Here is a 23,898-nt window from a genome sequence, read left to right on the forward strand (position 1 = left end):
CTGATGAGTCACGCAGCTTCCCTGAACCCTGACTACGTCGACGAGGCCGGGCGGCCGATCTACCACCCGGTCGAGGAGCCGCATCACCCGGAAGGCCACAGCACCATGCTGGGCTTCTGGATGTATCTGATGAGCGACTGTCTCATCTTTGCGATGCTGTTCGCTGTCTATGCGGTGGTCGGCGCCAACTACGCCGCCGGCCCTGCGCCCAAGGACCTGTTCGACCTGCCGCTGGTGGCGCTGAACACGTCCATGCTGCTGCTGTCGTCGATCACCTACGGCTTCGCCATGCTGGCCATGGTCAAGAACCGCACGGCCCAGATGCAGACCTGGCTGGCGATCACCGGCGTCTTCGGCCTCTGCTTCCTGGGGATCGAGCTCTATGAGTTCGCCCACATGATCCACCTGGGCGCCACGCCCCAGCGCAGCGCCTTCCTGTCGGCCTTCTTCGTTCTGGTCGGCACCCATGGCCTGCACGTCACCTTCGGCTGCATCTGGCTGGTCACCCTGATGGTGCAGGTCTGGCGCAAGGGCCTGATCCCGGCCAACAAGCGCCGGTTGATGTGCCTCAGCCTGTTCTGGCACTTCCTGGACGTCATCTGGATCGGCGTCTTCACCTTCGTCTATCTGTTCGGGATGCTGCGATGAGCGCCGAGGCCCACAACGACCATGCGGTCGATCATCATCACGACGACCACCACGGCGACGACCACGATCACGGCTCGTTCAAGACCTATCTGCTTGGTTTCTTCTTGTCGGTGGTGCTGACGGCGATCCCGTTCTGGCTGGTCATGACCGGCGCCCTGCCGGCGGCGACCACGGGGTTGATCATCACGGCCTTCGCCGTGGTGCAGATCGTGGTGCACATGATCTTCTTCCTGCACATGAACCACAAGTCCGAGGGCGGGTGGAACATGCTGGCGCTGATCTTCACCATCGTGGTGGTGGTGATCGCCGTCGCGGGTTCGGTCTGGGTGATGTATCACCTGAACGTCAACATGATGCCCACCCACGACATGCAGACCATGGGCTGAAGCCGACAGGGCGAGGCAGGGGAGAAGCGCCATAGAGCCGTCGTCGCGACCCGCCCGGCCGCCGCGCAGCATGACTGCCCTGGTCCTGGGTGCGGTCATGTTCGCCCTTCTGTTCGCGGGCTTCTCGGCCCTGGGCGTCTGGCAGGTGCAACGGCTGGCCTGGAAGCAGGACCTGATCCATCAGGTCGACGCCCGCATCCACGCCGCGCCCGTCGCCGCGCCGCCGCCGGGCCAGACCATCACGCGCCGGGCGGACCAGTATCGTCGGGTCGTCGTCAGCGGCCGCTTCGATCACTCACGCGAGGCCCTGGTGAAGGCGGTGACCGACCTCGGTCCCGGCTACTGGGTCGTCACACCCCTGATGACAGATCAAGGCTTCACCGTCCTGGTCAACCGGGGCTTCGTTCCGTCCGAGCGCCAGAGGCCGTCGGATCGCGCGGCGGGTCAGGTCGAGGGTCAGGCCCGCGTCGTGGGCTTGCTGCGCCTCAGCGAACCCGACGGCGGTTTCCTGCGCGCCAATGATCCGGCGGGCGACCGCTGGTTCTCGCGCGACGTGGCGGGGATCGCGAAGGCGAGGGGGCCATCCGGGCCGGTCGCGTCCTACTTCATCGACGCCGACGCCACGCCCAATCCCGGGGGCTGGCCGCACGGCGGCTTGACCGTGGTGCGTTTCGCCAACAGCCATCTGATCTACGCCCTGACTTGGTTCGGCCTGGCTTTGATGTCGGCGGCGGGCTTCATCCTTTTCGCGCGCGAGGAAAAGCGCCGGAGGGCGGCGCGATGAGCGCGGTGAGTTTCGCACGCAGCCTGCTGGGCCTGGACGACCGAGCCGAGGCGCCAGTATCGCCGGGTGCAGCCGGGCGGCGCAACATGCTGCTGCTGATCCAACTGCGTTGGCTGGCGGTGATCGGGCAGGTGGTGACCATCGCCGTGGTCCACTGGGGGCTGAAGATCCCGCTGCCGCTGGGCATGTTGCTGCTGGCCCCGACCGGGCTGGCGGTGATGAACCTGGCCAGCGCCCCGGTCACCCTGCGTCGTCACAGCGTGACCGATCCGGAGCTGATCCTGGCCCTGTTCGTCGATGTGGCGGCCCTGACCTGGCTATTGTTCTTCAGCGGCGGGACCAGCAATCCCTTCGCGGCCCTCTATCTGATGCAGATCGTGCTGGCGGCGGTGCTGCTGAGGCCGCCCTACGCCTGGGGCTTTGTTCTGGTCACCAGCGCCTGTCTGGCCTGGCTGGCGGTCTGGCATCAGCCGCTGCTGCTGCCGCCGGACACCGACGCCCACATGGGGTTGATCCAGGCCGGGGCCCTGGTCAACTTCATCCTGATCGCCGTGCTGCTGGTCGCCTTTGTCACGCGCACGACCCAGAACGTGCGTGCTCGCGACGCCTATCTGGCGGACGCCCGGCAACAGGCGGCGGAACAGGACCACATCGTGCGCATGGGGCTGCTGGCGTCCGGCGCCGCCCATGAGTTGGGCACGCCCTTGGCCTCGCTGTCGGTCATCCTCAGCGACTGGAAGCGGATGCCGGAACTCAAGGCCAATGCCGACCTGACCTCCGACATCGCCGAAATGCAGGCCGAGGTCGAGCGCTGCAAGACCATCGTGACCGGCATCCTGATGTCGGCGGGCGAGGCGCGCGGCGAGGCGCCGACCATCGCCACCCTGGGCGGCTTCCTGTCCGAGATCGTGGCGGAGTGGCGCGAGAAGTCGAACGACGCCATCGCCGTGGTGCTGAAGGACCCGGCGCCGCGTGACCCGCGCATCATCGCCGATCCGGCGCTGAAACAGGTCTTCAGCGCCCTGCTGGACAATGCCCATGAGGCCGGGGCCGAGCGCATGGTGGTTTCGGCGACTCTGGACGACGACCTGCTGGCTGTGGAGTTCAACGACGACGGCCCCGGTTTCACGCCTGACATTCTGGAGCGCCTGGGCCAGCCCTATCAGTCGACCAAGGGCCGGGCGGGGGCCGGGCTGGGCCTCTTCCTTCTGGTCAATGTGATGCGCAAACTGGGCGGCGGCGTCGCGGCCCGCAACCGACGCGACGGCGGCGCCTGCGTTCGTCTGACCCTGCCTCTGGAGGCCTTGGCTCCGAAATGACCGAACCGACCGGCGCATCCCGCCAACTGCTGATCGTCGAGGACGACGAGGCCTTCGCCAAGACGCTGCGCAAATCCTTCGAGCGACGCGGCTATGAGGTGATTTCGGCCCGCAGCCATGAGCAGTTGCTGGAACTGCTGCAGGTGCATCGCCCGCGCTACGCCGTGGTGGACCTGAAGCTGGGTGCGGCTTCGGGCCTGACCTGCGTTCAGACCCTGAACGCTTTTGACCCTGAACTCGACATCGTGGTCCTGACCGGTTTCGCCAGCATCGCGACCGCCGTCGAGGCCATTAAGCTGGGCGCGCGGCACTACCTGGCCAAGCCCGCCGGGACGGACGAGATCGAGGCCGCCTTCGCCCGGCAGGAGGGGGACCCCGACGCCGTCCTCAGCGCCCGCCCGACTTCGATCAAGACCCTAGAGTGGGAACGCATCCACGAGGTCCTGGCCGAGACCAATTTCAACATCTCGGAGACCGCGCGCCGCCTGGGCATGCACCGTCGCACCCTGGCCCGGAAGCTGGAGAAGCGTCAGGTCACCTGACGCTGCCGTCAGTGCGCGCCGCGTCCGAACAGTCGCAGGACCTGATGCAGCACAACGGCGAGAACGCCGCCGACGATCAGACCCAGTAGGCCCGACAACAGGGCTGTGGTGATCCAGCCGCCTGCGCCGCCCAGCGGCCCGGCCAGACCGGCGACCGCATGGGCCAGGCGGTCGACCGGTTCGGCCGGCCAGGCCAGGCCGAGCGTATGCGTGCCGTGCAGCAGGATGCCGCCGCCGACCCATAGCATGGCCACGGTGCCGATGACGGACAGGGACGAGAAGACGCCCGGCATGGCCTTGACCAGGCCGCGACCGATGGCCCGGCTGGTCTTGGAAGCGCGCCCGGCCATGTGCAGGCCGATGTCGTCCAGCTTCACCAGCAGGCCGACGGCGCCATAGACCGCCACGGTCATGGCCAAGCCGACCACGATCAGCACGCCCGCCTGAGTCGCCAGCGGCGCGTCGGAGACGTCGGCCAGGGCGATGGTCATGATCTCGGCGGACAGGATCAGGTCCGTCCGCACGGCGCCGGATACGGTGGCCTTCTCCAGATGGGCGGGGTCGTCGCTGACCGGCTTTTCTTCAGCCTCATGCCCGCCGAACATCTCCATGACCTTCTCCGCCCCCTCGAAACAGAGGTAGGCGCCGCCGCACATCAGCAGGGGGGTGATGGCCCAGGGCGCGAAGGCGGTCAGCAGCAGGGCGACGGGCAGGATCAGCAGCAGCTTGTTGCGGATGGAGCCCACGGCGATCTTGCCGATGATCGGCAACTCGCGACTGGGCGACAGGCCGGTGACGTATTTGGGCGTCACGGCGGCGTCGTCGATCACCACGCCCGCCGCCTTGCTCGCGGCCTTGCCGGAGGCGGCGCCGACGTCGTCGATCGAGGCTGCAGCCAATTTGGCGATGCCTGCGACATCGTCGATCAGGGCCATAAGTCCAGAGGGCATGGGGCGCACCAGAAGGGGAGGGAGAAACGCAGAGCTTTCTTCCTGCCTGCGACAAAGCGTCTTGGAAAGAGGCCGCGCCAGCCTTCGCACAGAACACAGCGAACCGCGCCCTGGGGTTCCCTTGGAGGGGATGCTGGTTTTCTGGAGATACTAGAAGAGACGATGGTGGGTGATCACAGGTTCGAACTGTGGACCCGCTGATTAAGAGTCAGCTGCTCTACCAACTGAGCTAATCACCCGTACCGTCGTCTGCGCCCTTGGTGTGGCGCCGGTTCTTCGTGGCGACCCGCTGGGTTGCCCGAAGGGCCGTCCTATTACTCAGGAAGCGGGGGGCGCGCAAGGGCTGATTGCGGGATTTTCTAAAGTTTGTTCCGCGCGCTAAGGTCGCGGCCGGAATCAGCCGCCGGCAGAGCGGCCTTGGGGAAATTGAGCATATGGCGTTCTGGAACCGTCGGCGGTCGATCGATGCGATGTTGGCCCCGCACGAGGGGCCGGCGCTGAAGAAAACCCTCAGTTGGCCGCATCTGATGGCTCTGGGCGTCGGCGCCATCGTCGGCACAGGAATCCTGACCCTGATCGGCGTCGGCGCCGGTCTGGCGGGGCCGGCTGTGCTGATCAGCTTCGCCCTGGCCGGTCTGGTCTGCGCCTGCGCCGCTCTGGCCTACGCCGAGCTGTCGACCATCATGCCCGCCTCTGGCAGCGCCTATACCTACTCCTATGCGTCGCTAGGCGAGATCTTCGCCTGGGTCGTGGGGTGGAGCCTGATCCTGGAATACTCGCTGGTCGTCTCGGCGGTGGCCGTGGGCTGGTCGGGATACGCCATTCCCTTCCTGGCCGGGCTGGGCATCGACCTGCCGCTGGCCCTGACGGTCGGCCCCCACGTCGAGGGCGGTCTGATCAACCTGCCCGCCGTCTTCATCATCGCCGTGGTGACCGGCCTGCTGCTGATGGGCACCAAGGAAAGCGCCACGCTGAACGCCGTGCTGGTGCTGGTGAAGATCGCCGCCCTGGTGGCCTTTGTCGCCATCGCCCTGCCGCACTTCGACGCCGCCAACTTCACCCCCTTCATGCCCAACGGTTTCGGCGCCCCCTTCGTCCAGACGGGCGTCATGGCGGCGGCGGCCATCATCTTCTTCGCCTTCTACGGTTTTGACGCCATCGCCACGGCGGCCGAGGAAACCAAGAAGCCCGAGCGCGATCTGGCCATCGGCATCATCGGTTCGATGGTGGTCTGCACCGTCCTCTATATCGTCGTCGCCGCCGCTGCGATCGGTGCCGCCCCGGTCGCCAGCTTCGCCGATAGTCCGGAGCCCCTATCGCTGATCATGCGCGGCTTGGGCCAGGGCGTCGCCGCCCAGTGGATCGCCGCCGCCGCCGTCATCGCCCTGCCGACCGTGCTGCTGGCCTTCCTGTTCGGCCAGAGCCGCATCTTCCTGGGCATGGCCCGCGACGGCCTTCTGCCCAATCGCCTGGCCAAGATTTCGACGCGCGGCGTGCCGGTCGTCGTCACCGTCTTCACGGCGATTGTTGTGGCCTTCCTGGCCGGGATCATGCGCCTGGACGAACTGGCCTCGCTGGCTAACGCCGGCACCCTGATGGCCTTCATGGCCGTGGGGATCAGCCTGATCGTCCTACGGGTGCGTGAGCCGAACCGTGAGCGCAAGTTCAAGGCGCCCCTGTGGTGGCTGGTCGGCGGCGTCGCCATTGTCGGCTGCATCATCTTCTTCTTCAGCCTGAAGACCTCGACCCAGCTCTACTTCCTGCTGTGGAACCTGTTCGGCCTGGCCATCTATCTGCTGTGGTCGTCCAAGAACGCGCGGCTGGCCAAGACCCCTGAAGCCTGATGGCGCGGCGTGACCTGACGGGGGCGGTGGACTTCACGGTCTTGGAAGCCATGACTGGCGGTATGGACGACGTCACCGAAGAGGTGCTGGGCCTGTTCGTGCAACAGGCGGCGCTGTGGTCGCCCCTGTTGGACGCGTCGTCCGAGGGCTGGCGCGATGCCGTTCACACCATTCGCGGTGCAGGTGCAGGGATCGGCGCGGCCGAGCTGGCTGCGGTCTGCGCCGAGGTCGAGCACGGCGAGCAGGCGCTGGCCCCGGCGGGGCTGGAGCGGGTGAAGACGGCGCTGGACGTCGCCCTGGGCGACATTGCCGCCTATCGCCACGAACTGATGCTGAGAAGCCTGAAGGGCTGAGGTTCGCCTCAGCCCCGCGTGGCGTCGTACTTGGCGAACTCGTGGGCGATGCAGCGGTCGATCAGCAGGCGCCAGACCGGCTCGGCGATGTCGGCGGACAGGCCGGCGGGCTCGGCGGCGGTCAGGACCTTGGCCACCACGTCGTCGATGCGGGCCTGGTCGAAGACGGCGTCGCGGTTCGGCTTGATACGGGCGGCGGCGTCCATGTAGCGCTGGCGCTCGGCCAACAGGGTGACGAGGGCGCGGTCCAGCGCATCCACGCCCTGACGCACATCGACCATGGTGGCGCAATCCTCAGGGGCCTTGCGGTCGTCGATGGCGACGGTGCGGGGGGCGGTCATCAGGTCAGCCGACAAAGGCGCGCTCCAGAACATAGTCGCCGGGTTCGGCGTTCGAGCCTTCTTTCAGGCCGTAGGATTCCAGCAGCTCGCCGGTCTCCTTGATCATGGCCATCGAGCCGCACAGCATGACGCGGTCGCTGTTGGGCGAGAAGCCGATGGGCAGTTGCAGGTCGGCGAAGACATCCCCCGACTTGATGCGGTCGGTGATCCGGCCCGGCGTCTCGAAACGCTCGCGGGTCACGGTGGGGTAATAGGTCAGTTGCGCCTTGGCCTCGTCGCCGATCAGCGGATCGTCGTGGATCTCGTGGCTGAAGAAGTCGCGATAGGCCAGGTCGGCGACATTGCGCACCGTGTGGCAGACGATGACCTGCTTGAAGCGCGAATAGGTCTCGGGATCGCGCGCGACCGACAGCCAGGGCGCCAGGCCGGTGCCCGTGCCGATCAGCCACAGACGCTCGCCGCCGGTCAGGGCGTCCAGCACCAGGGTGCCGGTCGGCTTCTTGCCCATCAGGACGCTGTCGCCCGCGACGATCTTCTGCAGGCGCGAGGTCAGGGGACCGTCCTCGACCTTGATCGAGAAGAACTCCAGTTCTTCGGCCCAGAAGGGGCTGGCGATGGAATAGGCGCGCAGAACAGGCTTGCCGCCGTCCTCGCCCGGCAGGCCGATCATCACGAACTCGCCGGAACGGAAACGGAAATCCTCGGGGCGTTTCACGCCGAAGCTGAACAGTTGGTCGTTCCAGTGGCGGACCCACAGGACTTCCAGACTATGGAACGGGCTGGCCTTGACGGGCGGCGCGGCGGTGGAGGCGTCGGACATGGCGACTACCTAGGCCGTCGTGGGCGGTTGCGAAAGAGTGCTGCGACGATCCTTCTCCCCTTGTGGGAGAAGGTGGCAGGCGAAGCCTGACGGATGAGGGGTCTTGCAACCGGTCTTGCCAAGCAGCTTTTGTCTCTGCTGGAGAAACCCCTCATCCGACCCGCTGCGCGGGCCACCTTCTCCCACAAGGGGAGAAGGGAGAAAGGGGGGATGACGGCGGAAGATTCCGCCTCTAGCTTCCCCGCCATGCGCACATTTCTTCTTGCTTCGACGATCCTGATGGCTGCGACCTCGGCCTTTGCTCAATCTGCTCCGCAGCCGACGACGCCCCCGGCCGCGACCGCGCCAGCCTCGTCGATCCTGACGGTCGAGCGGGTCTTCGCCAATCCTTCGCTGGCTGGACCGGTGGCCAAGGGCGTCAGCCTGTCGCCGGACGGTGATCTGGTCGCCTTCTTGCGTTCGCGCGAGGACGACGTGGATGTGCTGGACCTGTGGGCCGCGCCGGTGAAGGGCGGCGAGCCGTTCAAGCTGATCGACGCCCGCGCCCTGGTCCCTGACGCGGGCGAACTGTCCGAGGCCGAGAAGGCGCGGCGCGAGCGGATGCGGATTTCGCAGCGCGGCGTGGTCGAATATTCCTGGGATGAACAGGGCCGCTACATCCTGGCCCCGCTGGAAGGCGACATCTTCCTGGCCAACCGCGCGGACGGCGCCGTGCGCCGCCTGACGGAAACCACGGCGGATGAGATCGACGCCAAGGTCTCGCCCAAGGGCTCTTTTGTCAGCTTCGTGCGCGATCAGGATCTGGTGGTGCTGAACCTGGCTTCGGGCGCCGAACAGGCGATCACCACGGACGGCGACGGCCTGATCACCTGGGCCACGGCGGAGTTCATCGCTCAGGAAGAGCTGGATCGCGACACCGGCTACTGGTGGAGCCCGGACGAGCGCTTCATCGCCCTGCAACGCACGGACGAGACGCAGGTGGACATCATTCCGCGCCTCGACATCACCGGCGGCGGCGCCTCGGTGACCGAGCAGCGCTACCCGCGCGCCGGGCGTCCCAACGCTGTGGTCGAGCTCTATGTGCAGGATATTCAGGCCGGTCAGCGGGTCAAGGTCGACCTGGGCGCCGACGCCGACATCTATCTGGCCCGCGTCAACTGGGCCAAGGACGGACGGACCCTCTATGTCCAGCGCCTGTCGCGCGACCAGAAGGCGCTGGACCTGCTGAGCGTTGATCCGACGACCGGCGTCAGCCGCGTCATCGCCACCCAACGCTCTGACGCCTGGGTGCCGCTGAACCATGACTTCAAGCCTCTGACGAACGGCGACTTCATCTGGGCCTCGGAAGAGAGCGGCTGGAAACACCTCTACCTCTACAACCGCGACGGTCGCCGTCTGCGCGCGATTACGCGCGGCGACTATCCGGTCAAGGCGCTGGAAGGCGTCAACGAGGCGACGGGCGAAGTCTTCTTCACCGCCTCGATGCGCGACGGGAAGGAATATCCCATCGAGCAGCAGCTGTTCCGCGCCAGCCTGAAGCGGACGACGACGCCTACGGAAATCACCCCGCGCGGCGGCTGGTGGAGCGCCTCGGTCAACCGGACCGGCACGGCCTATGTCGGCAACTATACCGACGTGAACACGCCGTCGCAGTCGGCGCTGTATTCGATCGACGGCCAGCGCGTGCGCTGGATCGAGGAGAATAAGCTGCAACCCGGCCACCCGTTCTGGCCCTATGCCGCGCGCCAGCAGAAGCCGACCTTCGGCACGCTGCAGAGCCACGGCGAGAGCCTGATGTGGCAGATGACGACGCCGCCGGACTTTGATCCGTCGAAGACCTATCCGGTGGTGATGCAGGTTTACGGCGGCCCGTCGGGCGGCGGGGTCAAGAACGCCTGGCAGGGCGCGACCAATCAGCTTCTGACCGAGGCCGGTTATATCGTCTTCCGCCTGGACAACCGGGGCGAGGGCGACCGTTCGGCGGCCTTCAAGCAGGCCCTCTATCTGAAGATGGGTCAGCCCGAGATCGAGGATCAGGTCATCGCCGCTGACTATCTACGGTCGCTGCCCTATGTCGACGACAGCCGCATCGCCATGATGGGCTGGTCCTACGGCGGCTTCATGAGCCTGATGGCCCTGACCGAGCCCAAGATGGGTCTGGCCTCGGCCCTGGCCGGCGCCCCGCCAACCGAGTGGGGCCTCTACGACACCGCCTACACCGAGCGCTACATGTCGACGCCGCAGGCCAACGTCGAGGGTTATGCCGCTTCGGACGTTCTGGGGCGTCTGGATCACCTGACGGGGCGTCTGCTGCTGCTTCACGGCATGGCCGACGACAACGTCATCTTCGAGAACACCACGCGGGTGCTGAACGCGCTGCAGGAAAAGAGCATCCCCTTCGAGACCATGCTCTATCCCGGACAGCGCCACGGCGTGCGCGGCAACGAGAGGCAGCTTCACCTATGGCGCACCTACCTCGACTTCCTGGACCGCACCATCGGCACGCGGGCGCCCGCAAAGGCGGACTGATCGCGGGGGTCGCGCTGGTTCTGGCCTGTGCGACCCCGACATCAGCTGAAGTTCAGGCGGCGTCGGCTGGGCCTCTTGTTGAGGTCACCCGACGTCCCTTGTTCGGAATTCCCATTCGACCGCCGCTATCGGCGGAGAATCTGATGCGGCAACACGTTGAGCATGATGCTCGCGCTGCACGGAGCGTTGTTCAGTGGGCTGACCCTTCTGTTCTCGGCCCCCTGCTTCCGGGCAGCGAGATGCATGCAACGCCGGATGCCCCGCTCACCCTGCTGTCGGGCCTGCCTATCCTGCTGAAGGACAATGTCGAGACCCGCGACATGCCGACGACGGCGGGCTCGCTGGCCCTGGCGGCCAATGCGCCGGGTCGCGACGCGCCTCTGGTCGCGCGCTTGCGCGACGCCGGCGCGATAATCCTTGGCAAGACCAATCTGTCGGAGTGGGCGAACATCCGCTCGTCGGACTCCATCAGCGGCTGGAGCGCGGTCGATGGCCAGACGCGCAACCCCTATGACCCAACCCGGACACCTTGCGGCTCTTCATCGGGCAGCGCCGTGGCCGTCGCTATCGGCCTGGCGCCGGTGGCCATCGGCACCGAGACGGACGGCTCGATCACCTGTCCCGCCTCGGTCAACGGCGTGGTCGGGTTCAAGCCGACCGTGGGCCTGGTCAGCCGCACCCATATCGTGCCGATCAGCCATTCCCAGGACACCGCCGGTCCCATCGCCACGACGGTCGAGGACGCCGCCATCGTCCTGAGCGTCATCGCCGGCAGTGATCCCGCTGATCCGGCCACGCTTGAGGCCGACGCGCGCAAGGTCGACTATCGCGCGGCCCTGGACGCGAACAGTCTGCGGGGCGCCCGCATCGGGGTGATGCGCTTCCTGCTGGCTTCCTATTCCGCCGCGACCCGCGCCGAGTTCGAGCGGGCCCTGACCGCCCTGCGCGCCGCCGGGGCTGAGGTGGTCGAGATTGAGCAGGCCCCGTCTGATCTGCGCGCCATCGGCGGCTGGGAGATGACGGTCCTGATGACGGAACTGAAACACGACCTGAACGCCTATCTGGCCTCGACGGACCCGGCGCAGGTCAAGACGCGGACCCTGGCCGACGTCATCGCCTTCAACGCCGCAGAACCGCGCGAGACGGTGCTGTTCGGTCAGGACCTGTTCGAACGCGCCCAGGCGACCGGCGGTCTGAGCGACCCCGCCTATGTCGAGGCGCGGGCCAAATCCCTGCAGGCGGCGGGGCCCGAGGGCATCGACCGCATGATGGCCGAGCATCGCGTCGTCGCCCTGATCGCGCCGACCACCTCGCGGGCCTGGACCAACGACCCCAAGGACGACGACGAAATGCAGGGCTCGGCCAGTCGGCTGGCGGCGGTGGCCGGCTATCCGCATCTGAGCGTGCCCATGGGCTTTGACCGGGGGATGCCGGTGGGGCTGAGCTTCATTGGCGGCAAGTGGGACGACGCCCGAATCCTGTCGCTGGGTCATGCCTATGAACGGGCGACGCGGGAGCGCCGACCGCCGCCAAGGCCCTGAGCAACCTCGGCCGTTTCGGCGGGTTAAACGGCGATGGAAAAGCTGTTCAACCATTTCGCCAATACGACGGCCAAGGTGGCGGGTCGTCCGTGGACCTTCATCCTGTGCCTGCTGCTGGTCCTGGTCTGGGCGGCGACGGGGCCGGTCTTCAAGTTCAGCGAGACCTGGCAGTTGGTGATCAACACCGGCACGACCATCATCACCTTCCTGATGGTCTTCCTGATCCAGAACACACAGAACCGCGACGCGGCGGCCATGCACGCCAAGATGGACGAGCTGATCTATGCGGTGAAGAAGGCCGACGCGGGCTTCATCGGCATCGAGCACCTGACCGACAAGGAACTGGCGGTCATCCTCAAGGAGGTCGAGCGGCGCGGGCGCGACATCCATGCGGGTCAGCCGGCCCGGGCGGTCCGGGGACGGCCGGCCTCTCGTGTCGAGGAGGAGGGCGCGGTCGAGGGCTCGACGAAAAAATAGAGTCTAATTCGTCTGAATAGTCTGAAATCCGTCCGGGGCGCTGGTAGGCCGCTCATCATGACGCAGGGAGGGGAGGCGGCAGGCCAATGGGCCTGAGATGCGCGCAATCGTCGTGATTTTCCGGGGTTGGAGTCTCAGATTAGGCGCGCTGGCGCGACGTCGCGCGAGTTTCGCGTGGCAGACGTCGCGCCGACACCCCTCATCCGGCCCTGACGGGCCACCTTCTCTTACAAGGGGAGAAGGGGCGCGGGTCCTTAGTCGCGGTAGTTGAGGGCCGGGGGGCGGTCGCCGAGGAGGGCCTCGTATCTGAAGTCGGGGCCGCGACGGCGCTCGAACTCGGCCTTGGCCGTGGCGATGGTCTCGGGGCTCTGGAACAGTTCGGCGGTGGTCAGGGCCAGGGTCTTGGCGGCCAGATGGGCGCCCTTCAGGCCGATGGTCGAGCCGGCGGCCACCACGTTCTGCCAGGAGTGGCCGGCCGAGCCGGGGACGAAGGTGGCGGTGGACAGGCCCACGGTGGGGGCAACCCAAGAGACATCCGACACATCGGTGGAGCCGCCGAAATCGCCGCCGATCACCGCCGGTTCGATCGTGCCGACGCTGGCCAGGTCGGGCCGGGTCGGCAGGGTCTTCTGGATCTCGGTCGCCAAGGCGATTTCATCCGGTGTCCAGGTGATGCCGCCGACATGGCGCAGGTTGCGGTCCATGACATTCATCAGGGCCTCGTTCGGCAGCATGGAATAGACGCCGCCGATGGCCTCGAACTCGACGCGGGTGCCGGTGCCCAGCGCTGCGCCCTCAGCCGCCTTCTTCACCCGCTCCAGCACGTCGCGGACGATCTGCGGGTCGTTGTGGCGGACGTAGTAATAGCTCTCGGCGAAGGCGGGGACGACGTTCGGCGCCTTGGCGCCGTCGGTGATGGCGTAGTGGATGCGGGTGCGGTCGGGCACATGCTCGCGCATCAGGTTGACCATGGCGTTCATGGCCTCGACCCCATCCAGGGCCGAGCGGCCGCGATCCGGCGCAGCGGCGGCATGGGCGGCCGTGCCGTAGAAGCGGAACTTGCCCGAGACATTGGACATGGTGTCGCCCTGGCGGGCGCTGTTGACGTTGCCGGGGTGCCAGTGGACGGCGACGTCGACATCGTTGAACAGGCCGTCGCGGACCATATAGACCTTGCCCGAACCGCCTTCCTCGGCGGGGGTGCCATAGACGCGCAGTTCGCCCTTGATGTTGTTGGCGACCATCCAGTCCTTGACGGCGATGGCGGCGTGAACCGAGGCGGCGCCGAACAGGTTGTGGCCGCAGCCGTGACCGGCGTGGCCGCCAGCGGATTCCTGCACAGGGTTCAGGGTCTGCGACAGGCCGGGCAGGGCGTCGTATTCGGCCAGGACGGCGATAACCGGGCCGTCGCCGTTCTTGAAGCTGGCCAGGAAGGCCGTCGGTTCATTGGCGATGCCGGGGGTGACGTTGAAGCCAGCCTCGGTCAGTTGGCCCTGCAGCAGGGTCGAGCTCTGGGTTTCCTGATAGCCCAGCTCGGCGAACTTCCAGATTTCCAGGGCGGCGTGGTCCAGAGCGGGCTGGTTGCGCTCGACCGTGCCGGTGATCTGGCTGCGGGCCTGGGGCGACAGTTCGGCGGCGAAGGCTGGGACGCCGAGGCCGGTCAGGGCGGCGGCGAGCGCCAGGGCGCGCATCGAGACGGGTTTCATCGGGAACTCCACAACAGGCATCGAAACGGAAAAGGGCGGGAGACGATGTCGCCTCCCGCCCGAAAGACCTCAAGACCGGATCAGAAGGTCTTGCGGAAGCTGGCGTACCAATAGCGGCCATAGGGCTGATAGACGGTGCCGACAAAGCCCGCGGCCGAGAGGGGCGGTTCCTCGTCGGTCAGGTTGCGCACGCCCACGCGCACGGCCGTTCCGGCCAGACGGCCTTCGTCGAACTGATACTCGCCATAGAGGTTGGCGGTGATGGTCGCGTCCACCGTCCAGTAGTCACCCGCCGAGTTGGTCAGGCTGTCGTCATAGAGCGACGAGATGTACTGGGTGAAGGCGCCGACGGTCCAGGCGTCCTTGCGCCAGGTTCCGGCCAGGGACCACTTCCATTCGGGACGGCCCAAGTCGCGGATCATGTCGCCCATGCTGCCGCCCAGCGAGATCGACGAGGCGATGTCGCCGTTCTCCTTGGCGTCGACTAGGGCCTGAGCGCCCGGCGCCAGCTCGAGGTAGTATTTCAGCAGGTGCGAGACGTTCAGGTTCAGGCTGAAGTCGCCGTAAGCCGTGCCGCGCAGGCTCCACATGGCGCCCAGGTCCAGACCCTCGACGGTCTGGGGCTGCTGGTTGGTGTAGGCGTCGGTGATGTATTGCACCTCGCCCACGGCGGTCAGGCCGGTGCCGGCGAAGATGGCCTGATCAGCCGCCGTCGCATCGGCGCGCACGACGTTGGGGTTGGAGCTTCCCTGCTTGCGCAGCAGGTAGTCGAGGATCAGGGCGTTCTGGCCGCGGAACAGACCGACCATGCCGGTCTGCTCGACCCGCCACCAGTCGGCGGTGAAGGTGAGGTCGCCGAACTGTTCGGGGACGAAGCGGGGCTGGACGACCAATCCGAAGGACAGGGTTTCGGATTCTTCGGGCTGCAGGTCGGGGTTGCCGGAGCGGCGCTCGGCCGTGAGCTTGCGGACGTGAGTCTGGTTGGCGTTGGCCTTGTCCGCGAAACTGTTGGGAATGTTGGAGACGGTGCTGGCGCCGCACTGGTTCATGTCGGTGATGGCGCCACGACGCAGTAGGGCCTCGCAGTAGATGTAGTCGTTCGAGCTGTTGGAGCGGGTGATCACCGTGGCGTTGATCTGCTCCAGGTTGGGGGCGCGGAAGCCCTGGGCCCAGGAGCCGCGAACACGGAAGCCGTCCACGATGTCCCAGGCGGCGGCGACCTTGGGCTTGGCCACGTCGCCGAAGTCCGAATAGTTCTCGAAGCGGCCCGCGACCTGAACCTCCAGGTTGTGAACCAGGGGGATGTTCATTTCCGGCGACACCAGGGGGGCGGCGAACTCCAGATAGGCCGAGAAGACGTCGCGCTCGCCGTAGGTGTCGGGGTTTTCGGACGAGTTGATGAGGTCGCTGTAGGTCGCGCCCGACTTGTCGGTGTAGCGGATCGTGCCGTCGATGCGGCTGTCGCGATCGTCCAGCTGGGTTTCGGTGCGCGCCTCGATGCCGGCGGCCATGCCGACGGGACCGCCGGGCAGGGTGAAGAGGTCCGGGCGAGAGATCTTGAAGTCCCACAGGCCCAACTCGGTCTTGGTCTTGCGAACCATGTCGACGCGAATGGCGTCCAGCGCCGCCTGGTTGGACGGAGTGGCGTCGCCGAAGCGCGGATTGGCCGGGTCGCCGCCGTTGAAGAAGTTATAGGCGTCAGGCGTCGACTTGGCCGTCCACTCGGCCAGCTTGGTGGTCGAGATGTTGTCGGACACGTCCTTGGCCGTGGCTTCGGACCAGAGCAGGGCCGATTCCCAGTTCCAACCGCGCCATTCGCCGCGCAGGCCGCCGAGGGCGCGATACTGCTGGTTCGTCACCTCGACATTGATCGGCCCCATGTCGTTGAAGCGATAGCCGGTCAGGCGCAGGTCCCGCCCGAACGGGTTGTAGTAGTTCGTGCCGGCGATGGTCATGGCGACCGACGACAGGGTGTTGATCGGGGCCTGGCGGGCGTTGGATTGGGCATAATAGACGCCCAGTTCGCCGAAGGCCTCGACCGCATCGTTGATTTTATAGCGGCCGGTCAGGAAGAGGTTGAAGCGATCGACCTCGGGCACGACGGTGAGGTCTTCCTTGGCCGTGTCCGCCAGCAGGGAGGCGTCGACATTGGTCGTCTTCTTCAGGCACAGGCCGTCAGCCAGGGCGGCGGCGCATCCGGCCAGGGTGTCGGGCTGGATGGTGAAGGTGGTGAAACTCTGGCCGCCATAGGTGGCGGCGCTGGGCAGGGTGAACTGTCCCCAGGGCGTCAGCGACGACAGACCGTTCAGGGCCGATCCTGTGAAGCCAGTGCCGTCGAACAGCGGGCGCTTGTCGTCGGAGGCGGTGAAGGACTGATCCAGCGTCGAAAGCTCGTCGCGGTGGTCATAGTTGAAGAAGGCCGAGATGTTGCCGCGGCCGTCCTGGATGTCCTTGCCGCCATAGGCGGAGAAGTTGGTCTCCCACATGTCTGTGCCCTCGGCGAAGCCGTACTGGGCCGAGATGGTCAGGTCGGTCATGTCGTCGCGCAGGACGGTGTTGATGACCCCCGCCACGGCGTCGGCGCCATAGATGGCCGCGGCGCCGTCGCGCAGGACTTCCAGCCGCTTCAGGCCCGACACCGGGATGGCGTTGGTGTTGTAGGTCAGGACCGGCACCAGGTGCTCGTTGGCCTGAGAGGTGGGGTGGCCGACGACGCGGCGCCCGTTCAGCAGGACGAGGGTGTTGCCGATGCCCAGGCTGCGCAGGTTGACCGAGCCGGTGTCGCCGCGCGCCGAGTTGGAGCTGGCCGGCAGATAGGAGGAGTTGAAGGTCACGTCGCCCATCTGGGGAATGGTGCGCAGCAGTTCGTCGCCTGAGGTGGCGGCTGCGGCCAGGATCTGCTCCTCGCCGACCACGGTCACGGGCAGGGCGGCGGTGACCTTGGCGCCGCGAATCTGCGATCCGACGACGATGATCTCATCGACCTGGGTGGCCTCCTGTTCGGGGGCGTCCTGGGCGGCGGCGGCGCCGGCCAGGCCAAACAGAGCGGTCGTGGCCAGCATGGCCGTCTTGAGGTTTCGGCGGGTGAAGACTGCAGGCATGACTCGGTATCCCCTCTGAAGCTTTATCGAACCCGGTATCCCCCCGGGCCCGCCCGGCGGCGGCCGGTTCTGTCGATCAAGGCGGCCTCTTCGCCTCGGTTCGTCGCCCCGGAAAGATGCGACGTCGGAGGGTTCGCCTTGCCTGGGACTAGAAACTGACACATTCGACGCGTCAACCATTTCGGGTTAAATATTGCTGTTATTCAATATAATGAGCAAACTAATCACTAGAATTGACCGTTGAGTTCCGTGTTTGAGCAATGCTATCGCTGTCAAAGGGCGTTCTGGTGTGGGCGCGCGTGAAATTTCAGAGCCAATTGTGACGGGGTGGCCATGCGTTCTCATCTGAAGATTTTGGCGATTGCGGCGGCGGCCCTGTTGGCGGCGCCGGCGATGGCGCAGCAAGCGCCGGTCCAGACGCGGCCGGCGGTCGGCAGCGGCGGCGACATCGTCAACTATGGCCAGATCCACAGCCCGACGATCGGGCGCGGCGGCATGGTGGTGAGCCAGAGCGCCCTGGCGACCCAGGTCGGCGTCGACATCCTGAAGCAGGGCGGCAACGCGGTGGACGCGGCCGTGGCCGTGGCCTTCGCCGAGGCCGTGACCCTGCCGCGCGCCGGCAATATCGGCGGCGGCGGCTATATGATCGTCCACATGGCGGCGACAGCGGATCGCCCGGCGGCGGACATCGCCATCAACTATTACGGCACGGCGCCGCGTGCTGTGACGCCGGACTTCCTGCTGGACGACAGCGGCAAGTTCGACCGCCGCGCCCCCTCCAGCTTCCGCAATGTCTCGGTGCCCGGCACGGTCGCGGGCATGTGGGAGGCGCACAGGCGCTTCGGCGCCCTGACCTGGGCCCAGGTCGTGGCCCCTTCGGTCACGCTGGCTGAGGACGGGGTGATCCTGTCGGACGGCGAGGCGGACGCCACGGCGGGTCGCGCCACGGTCCTGGCCACCGATCCCGGCGCGCGCGAAGCCTATCTGAAGGCCGATGGCACGCCTTACCGCGCGGGTGAACGGTTCAAGCAGCCGCAACTGGCCTGGAGCCTGCGTCAGGTGCAGCAGGGCGGGGCCGACGCCTTCTATCGCGGCGACCTGGCCAAGAAGATCGTCGAGGGCGTGCAGGCGCGCGGCGGCATCATGGACGCGCAGGATCTGGCCGATTACCGCGCCGACGTGACGGCCCCGATCTGGTCCACCTATCGCGATCACCGCATCGCCTACATGCCGCCGACCGCGTCTGGCGTCAGCGTGGCCGAGGGGCTGAACCTGCTGGAGCACTTCCCCATGCGCGAACTGCGCTGGGGCAGCGTGGACAGCCTGCATCTGATTTCCGAGGCGATGAAGATCGTCTCCTCGGACCGCCGCCTGATCGGCGGGGCGCCCCAGTGGACGACCCCGGCGCAGGGCCTCGCCAGCAAGGAATTCGCCGCTGAGCGGGTCAAGCTGATCGCGATGGATCGCTCGCTGGCCGCTGCCGACATCCCGGAGGGCAACCCCTATCCCTATGAGAGCCAGGACACGACCCACTTCTCGGTGGCCGACGCCCACGGCAATGCGGTGTCGAACACCTATACCCTGTCCAACTCCTACGGCGCCCACGTCGCCCCGGTGGGGACGGGCATCCTGCTGAACAACTCGCTCGACAACTTCTCGTGGGGGACGCGAGGCGAGCCGAACTCGCCTGCGCCGGGCAAGCGCCTGGGCTCGACCATCACGCCGATGATCGTCTTTGACGACGACAAGCCCTGGCTGGTCACCGGCACGCCCGGCGGCGGCTACATCATCGCCACCATGGTCCAGTTGATCTCCAACGTCATCGACCACCAGTTGAACATCGCCGAGGCGGCCATGCGTCCACGCTTGAACCAGGGCGGCGGCGACAGCCCGCTGGAGCTGGAAGGCGGCTTCTCGCCCGATGTCGAGCGCCTGCTGCGCGAGCGCGGCCACACGGTTCGGCCGTCCATGACAATGGGCAGCACCCAGTCCATCATGATCGAGGGCGATCGATTCCTGGGGGCGGCGGACACGCGGCGGCCCGACGCCCTGGCGCTCGGCGTCCAGTAAATCTCAGTCACCGCGGGGGGCGGCTCATGTTGCGCAAGGTTCTGCTGGCGAGTGTCGCCGGATTGGTCGTGGTCGCAGGGGCGGCGCCGGTTCTGGCTCAGGCTCAGGCGGGGGCGTCGGCTGCAGCGGCCTCAGCGGCTTCGGCCTGGCAGGATGGCCTGTTCGGCGTGAAGCTGGACCGGCAGAAGGGCAAGGCAAGCGTGCGCCTGCCGGCGCCCGGCGCGGACGGGGTGCTGGGGCGCTACCTCTATCAGCCTGGTCTGTCGGCAGGGCTGGGCATGGACGGAGCAGGGCTGGACCGCTCGGGTCTGGGCCAGGCCCAGGTCGTGGTTTTCCGCAAGGTCGGCAATCGCGTCTTCGCTGCGTTCGAGAACACCCGCTTTCGCGCCGTGGACGCCGACGCCGACCAGGTGAACGCGGTCGCCGCCTCCTTCTCGCCCTCGGTGGTCTGGTCCGGCGAGGTGGTCGAGACGGGCGCGGACGGATCGGTCAGCGTGGACCTGTCGGGCTTCCTCGAACGCGACGCGATCAACGCCGTGGGTCGCCTGAAGCGGGCGCGGTTGGGCACGTTCAAGGCCGCGCCGACCCTGGGCTATCTCGACGCCGACCAGACCCTGGTCTTCCCTGACAATGTCGAGTTCCAGACGGTCCAGACCTTCACCAGCGATGAGCCGGGGGCCGAGCTGTCGCGCGTCTCGCCGGAATCGCGCTCGGTCACCCTGACGGTGCGCCATTCCTTCATCCGCCTGCCCGACGACGGCTTCCAGACGGTGCTGCACGACCCGCGCTCGGGCACTTCGGCCCAGATCATGGTGACGGACTTCGCCGCCGATCTGGATCAGCCGGTGGTCAGCCGTCTGGCCCGCCGCTTCCGGCTGGAGAAGACCGATCCGAGCGCAGCGCGCTCGACGGTGAAGAAGCCCATCGTCTTCTATGTGGATCGCGCCGCCCCGCCCGCCATCCGTCAGGCCCTGATCGAGGGCGGCGACTGGTGGGCGCAAGCCTTTGACAAGGCCGGCTATATCGACGCCTTCCGCGTCGAGTTGCTGCCCGAGGGGGCGCATCCGATGGACGCGCGCTACAACATCGTCTCCTGGGTTCACCGCGAGACGCGCGGCTGGTCCACCGGCACCAGCGTCAACGATCCGCGCACCGGCGAGATCGTGCGCGGCGTGGTGCAACTGGGCTCCCTGCGCGACCGGCAGGACAAGATGATCTTCGAGGGGCTGGTCGGCGCCGCCAAGAGCGGCACGGGCGGCGAAGACGATCCCGACCGTCTGGCCTATCAGCGCCTGCGCCACCTGTCGGCGCACGAGATCGGCCACGCCCTGGGCATCGCCCACAACTTCGCCGCCTCGACCTTCGAGGATCGGGCCTCGGTCATGGACTATCCGGCGCCCTGGGTGATCGCGGACGGCGAGCGTCTGGACTTCAGCCGCGCCTATACGACCGGCGTCGGCGCCTGGGACCGCTATGTGGTGGACTGGCTCTATGGCGATGCGCCGGGGCAGGACCCGGTCGCGCGCCGCGCCGGGCTGGCCGCCGAGACGCAGGCCAAGGGCTATCGCTTCGTCAACGACACGGACACCCGGCCTCTGGGCAGTCTGCAGCCCTACGCCGCCATGTGGGACAACGGGACTGATCCGGTCGCCGAGTTCGCCAATGTCTTGGCGGTGCGGCGTATCGCTCTGTCGCGCTTCGGCCTAGCCAACCTGCCGGCGGGCGCGCCAGCGGCGGACCTGCGACGCGTCATCGTGCCCATCTACCTCTATCACCGCTATCAGAGCACGGCGGTCGGGCGGCAGATCGGCGGCGTGAACTATGGCTACGCCATCAGCGGCGACGGCCATGAGCGGGCCGCGGTCGTGCCGGCGGACAAGCAGCGTGCGGCGCTGGAGGCCCTGATGCAGGCCCTGTCGCCGGCCGAACTGGATCTGCGCGACGACCTGATCGATCTGTTGTCTTCGGCCCAGTCGGGCAATGGCGACCGACAGACGGAGATCGAACTGTTCGAAGGCAAGACCGATGCCGTGTTCGATCCCTCATCGGCAGCGGCGGCGGCGGCTCAGGTGGTGTTCGAGACCCTGTTGGCGCCTGAGCGGCTGAATCGTCTGGTCGAGCAGCAGCGTCTTGATGCGGGGCAGTTGGGCCTGATCGAGGTGCTGGACCGGACAGCGACGGCGGTGGGGCCGGGCGGGAGTCTCAGCCCGCGTCAGGCCGAGCTGCGCCGAGTCGTTCGCGCCCGCTACGCCGCCTATCTGGCCGCCCTGATCCAGGGCAAGGACCTGTCGTCGACGGCGCAGGGTGCGGTGCGTGACAGCGCGCGCCGCTTTGGCGAACAGTTGAAGCGTTGCCGCGGCGATCGGCTGGAAACGGCCCAGTGCGCCTGGCTGGCGGAAGTCCTTACCGGGCCGTCAGAGGGCCTGAAGGCGCTCAGCGAAACCCTGCCGGTCGCCCAGGCCGTGCCTCCGGGCGCGCCGATCGGCGGCGGCGAATGGCATTGAACCACCGGCTGGCGGGAGCTTAACGCTCCCGCCAGGTCTTGCCGGTGACGCCCTCATAGTTGGTCGCGTGATAGACGCCGCGCGCGACGGCTCGCGCCAGGACGTCGGCGGCGACATTGCCCAACTGGGCCACCGCGACCTGACGCAGGGCCGGGTTGTCGATGACCTTCTTGCCGGTGGACAGGCTGAACAGGGTGTCGCCGTCGAAGGGCGCATGGGCGGGGCGGATGGCGCGGGCCATGCCGTCCTGCGCCATGATGGCCACGCGTTGAAGCTCGACGCGGGTCAGGGCGACGTCGGTGGCGATGCAGGCGATGGTGGTGTTCTCGCGCGGTTGGGGCCGGAACTTGGACGCCCCCCAGTCCTCGGCCGAGGCGTGCAGGCCCGATGAGCCGAGGCCGCCGAACTCGTCGCCGATCTCATAGGGGGCGGCCCAGAAGCTCTTGCCGCCCGGCGCGATGACCGAGCCGACGCTGTTGACCGCCACGATGGCGCCGACCGTCCAGCCCGAAGCCATGACCGCCGAGGCCGAGCCGATGCCGCCCTTCAGCGCGCCCGCTTCGGCGCCATAGCCCGCGCCGGCGGTGCCGAGGTCGAAGCGGTCGCTGGCGGCCTCCAGCGCCTGAACCGACAGGCGGCGATAGGGGGGCTCCATCTCCCACTTCTTGTCGCCGCCGTTGGCCAGATCATAGAGGCAGGCGGTGGGGATGATGGGCGAGGGGGGTACGCCGGGCGCGCCGCCCATGCCGTAGCCGCGACCGCGCATCCCCATCCAGGCGGCGACGCTGTCGGCCGAACCGAGGCCATAGACCGACCCGCCCGACAGGATGATGGCGTCCACCTCCTGCACCAGGTTTTCGGGGCGCAGTACGTCGGTCTCGCGACCGGCGGGACCGCCGCCGCGCACGTCCACGGCGGCCACGGCGGGTTTTTCGGCCAGGATGACGGTGACGCCGGTACGGACGCCTGCGTCATGGGCCTGACCGATCTTGATGCCCTCGACATCGGTGATCAGGTTCAGCGGGCCGGTGCGGCCCGAGGCGCGAGCGGCGGACTGAGCGGCCGGTTTGGCGCTGGCGGCGGCGCCGGCGGCGGAGGCGGCGGCGCCGATCAGGGCCGAGCCGAGGACGGTTCTGCGGTTCATCCGACGGTTTCCTTTTCCAGAGCGTGATTGCGAACCAGATCCGGCGTCGCCGCCAGAAGTTTCTGCGTATAGGGGTGCGAAGGGGCGGCGAAGACGGCGGCGGTGTCGCCTTGTTCGACGATCTTTCCGGCCTGCATGACCAAGAGGCGATCCGTCACCGTCCGTACCACGCTTAGGTCGTGGGTGACGAAGAGGTAGGACAGGCCGAGGCGGTCCGACAGGTCGGCCAGCAGGTCCAGCACCTGGGCTCGCACCGAGACGTCCAGCGCCGACACCGCCTCGTCCAGGCAGATGACCGAGGGTTCGGTGATCAGGGCGCGGGCGATGGCGATGCGCTGGCGCTGGCCGCCGGAGAACTCGTGCGGGTAACGGTCGGCGGCGGCGCTGGTCAGGCCGACGCGTTCCAGCATCTGATCGACGCGGCGGCGGGCCTCGGCGGGCGAGGGCTGGGCGTCCAGCAGGTGGAAGTTTTCGGCCACCAGATCGCTGACCTTCCAGCGCGGATCGAAGCTGCCGTAGGGGTCCTGGAACACCACCTGGATGTCGCGGCGGATGGCTTTGAGCGCGGCGCCTCGGGCGGCGGTGATGTCGCGGCCCCGGACCAGAACCCGCCCGGCCTGCGGCGTTTCCAGCGCGAGGATGGCGCGCAGCAGGGTGGATTTGCCGCAACCGCTTTCGCCGACCAGGCCGACGCTCTCGCCGGGCTGGATGGTCAGGCTGACATTGTCCACGGCCCGGAAGGCGTCAGCCTTGCCGAACAGGCGGCGGGCGCCGGCGTATTCGCGCACCAGGCCCTCGACCTGAAGCACGGGGGCGGCGTCGGCCTGGGGGCGGCTGCG

Annotated in this window: 19 protein-coding genes and 1 tRNA gene; 12 read left to right on the forward strand and 8 right to left on the reverse strand. The window is 67.4% G+C overall.

What is annotated here, in order from left to right:
* The first annotated feature begins 3 nt into the window (after nt 1-3).
* The 5 genes from cyoC to CQ039_RS06620 all read left to right on the forward strand — a co-directional run bounded on the left by cyoC (nt 4) and on the right by CQ039_RS06620 (nt 3,679).
* On the forward strand, nt 4-648 hold the full coding sequence (cyoC, locus tag CQ039_RS06600) for a cytochrome o ubiquinol oxidase subunit III (protein ID WP_105563018.1): 645 nt from the start codon (nt 4-6) through the stop codon (nt 646-648).
* The gene (gene cyoD, locus CQ039_RS06605; RefSeq protein WP_105563017.1) at nt 645-1,034 is read left to right on the forward strand and encodes a cytochrome o ubiquinol oxidase subunit IV; all 390 of its coding nucleotides are present in this window, start codon (nt 645-647) and stop codon (nt 1,032-1,034) included. The genes cyoC and cyoD overlap by 4 nt, the downstream gene beginning before the upstream one ends.
* Nucleotides 1,035-1,104: 70 nt before the next feature.
* Nucleotides 1,105-1,818, forward strand: a complete 714-nt coding sequence (locus tag CQ039_RS06610) for an SURF1 family protein (RefSeq protein WP_105563016.1) — start codon at nt 1,105-1,107, stop codon at nt 1,816-1,818.
* Nucleotides 1,815-3,137: an ATP-binding protein gene (locus CQ039_RS06615; RefSeq protein WP_105563015.1), complete on the forward strand. Its 1,323-nt coding sequence runs from the start codon at nt 1,815-1,817 to the stop codon at nt 3,135-3,137. Before CQ039_RS06610 ends, CQ039_RS06615 begins: the two co-directional genes overlap by 4 nt.
* Complete coding sequence (locus CQ039_RS06620; protein ID WP_105563014.1) at nt 3,134-3,679, forward strand: response regulator transcription factor; 546 nt, start codon at nt 3,134-3,136, stop codon at nt 3,677-3,679. Before CQ039_RS06615 ends, CQ039_RS06620 begins: the two co-directional genes overlap by 4 nt.
* Before the next feature lie 8 nt (nt 3,680-3,687).
* On the opposite strand, the gene CQ039_RS06625 is transcribed toward CQ039_RS06620, so the two are convergent.
* Both CQ039_RS06625 and CQ039_RS06630 read right to left on the reverse strand, forming a co-directional pair.
* On the reverse strand, nt 3,688-4,629 hold the full coding sequence (locus tag CQ039_RS06625; protein ID WP_105563013.1) for a DUF808 domain-containing protein: 942 nt from the start codon (nt 4,627-4,629) through the stop codon (nt 3,688-3,690).
* A gap of 163 nt (nt 4,630-4,792) precedes the next feature.
* Nucleotides 4,793-4,868, reverse strand: a tRNA-Lys gene (locus CQ039_RS06630).
* A 195-nt stretch (nt 4,869-5,063) separates the two neighbouring features.
* Here CQ039_RS06630 and CQ039_RS06635 point away from each other — a divergent pair.
* Both CQ039_RS06635 and CQ039_RS06640 read left to right on the forward strand, forming a co-directional pair.
* Nucleotides 5,064-6,473, forward strand: coding sequence for an amino acid permease (locus tag CQ039_RS06635; protein ID WP_105563012.1), 1,410 nt, complete (start codon nt 5,064-5,066; stop codon nt 6,471-6,473).
* Complete coding sequence (locus CQ039_RS06640) at nt 6,473-6,826, forward strand: Hpt domain-containing protein (protein WP_105563011.1); 354 nt, start codon at nt 6,473-6,475, stop codon at nt 6,824-6,826. Before CQ039_RS06635 ends, CQ039_RS06640 begins: the two co-directional genes overlap by 1 nt.
* Nucleotides 6,827-6,834: 8 nt before the next feature.
* Here the strand turns inward: CQ039_RS06640 and CQ039_RS06645 are convergent, their stop codons facing one another.
* On the reverse strand, nt 6,835-7,167 hold the full coding sequence (locus CQ039_RS06645) for a chorismate mutase (RefSeq protein WP_105563109.1): 333 nt from the start codon (nt 7,165-7,167) through the stop codon (nt 6,835-6,837).
* A gap of 4 nt (nt 7,168-7,171) precedes the next feature.
* Nucleotides 7,172-7,987: a ferredoxin--NADP reductase gene (locus tag CQ039_RS06650; RefSeq protein WP_105563010.1), complete on the reverse strand. Its 816-nt coding sequence runs from the start codon at nt 7,985-7,987 to the stop codon at nt 7,172-7,174.
* A 279-nt stretch (nt 7,988-8,266) separates the two neighbouring features.
* On the opposite strand from CQ039_RS06650, the gene CQ039_RS06655 reads away from it, so the two are divergent.
* From CQ039_RS06655 to CQ039_RS06665, 3 genes are all read left to right on the forward strand, one after another.
* Nucleotides 8,267-10,516: a S9 family peptidase gene (locus CQ039_RS06655; RefSeq protein WP_233190177.1), complete on the forward strand. Its 2,250-nt coding sequence runs from the start codon at nt 8,267-8,269 to the stop codon at nt 10,514-10,516.
* Nucleotides 10,517-10,659: 143 nt separating this feature from the next.
* Entirely contained in the window at nt 10,660-12,057 is a 1,398-nt protein-coding gene (locus CQ039_RS06660) for an amidase (protein WP_105563008.1), read from the forward strand.
* Between the two features lie 33 nt (nt 12,058-12,090).
* Nucleotides 12,091-12,534, forward strand: a complete 444-nt coding sequence (locus tag CQ039_RS06665) for a low affinity iron permease family protein (protein ID WP_105563007.1) — start codon at nt 12,091-12,093, stop codon at nt 12,532-12,534.
* Nucleotides 12,535-12,788: 254 nt separating this feature from the next.
* On the opposite strand, the gene CQ039_RS06670 is transcribed toward CQ039_RS06665, so the two are convergent.
* Nucleotides 12,789-14,240, reverse strand: coding sequence for an amidohydrolase (locus CQ039_RS06670; protein ID WP_105563006.1), 1,452 nt, complete (start codon nt 14,238-14,240; stop codon nt 12,789-12,791).
* An 80-nt stretch (nt 14,241-14,320) separates the two neighbouring features.
* The gene (locus CQ039_RS06675) at nt 14,321-17,341 is read right to left on the reverse strand and encodes a TonB-dependent receptor domain-containing protein (protein ID WP_105563005.1); all 3,021 of its coding nucleotides are present in this window, start codon (nt 17,339-17,341) and stop codon (nt 14,321-14,323) included.
* 333 nt (nt 17,342-17,674) lie between these two features.
* Here CQ039_RS06675 and ggt point away from each other — a divergent pair, with 333 nt between their 5' ends.
* Both ggt and CQ039_RS06685 read left to right on the forward strand, forming a co-directional pair.
* Nucleotides 17,675-19,411, forward strand: coding sequence for a gamma-glutamyltransferase (gene ggt / locus CQ039_RS06680; protein ID WP_199183623.1), 1,737 nt, complete (start codon nt 17,675-17,677; stop codon nt 19,409-19,411).
* Nucleotides 19,412-19,437: 26 nt separating this feature from the next.
* A complete protein-coding gene (locus tag CQ039_RS06685; RefSeq protein ID WP_105563004.1) occupies nt 19,438-21,915 on the forward strand; it encodes a zinc-dependent metalloprotease in 2,478 nt (825 codons plus the stop codon).
* Between the two features lie 19 nt (nt 21,916-21,934).
* Here CQ039_RS06685 and CQ039_RS06690 read toward each other — a convergent pair whose 3' ends face one another.
* Together CQ039_RS06690 and CQ039_RS06695 are read right to left on the reverse strand one after the other, a co-directional pair.
* Nucleotides 21,935-23,059: a P1 family peptidase gene (locus tag CQ039_RS06690; RefSeq protein WP_105563003.1), complete on the reverse strand. Its 1,125-nt coding sequence runs from the start codon at nt 23,057-23,059 to the stop codon at nt 21,935-21,937.
* Nucleotides 23,056-23,898, reverse strand: an 843-nt coding sequence (locus CQ039_RS06695; RefSeq protein WP_146113542.1) for an ATP-binding cassette domain-containing protein, incomplete at its 5' end; no start/stop codon positions are given. The genes CQ039_RS06695 and CQ039_RS06690, both read right to left, overlap by 4 nt.

Source organism: Brevundimonas sp. MYb52 (assembly GCF_002979535.1).
Taxonomy (GTDB): Bacteria; Pseudomonadota; Alphaproteobacteria; order Caulobacterales; family Caulobacteraceae; genus Brevundimonas.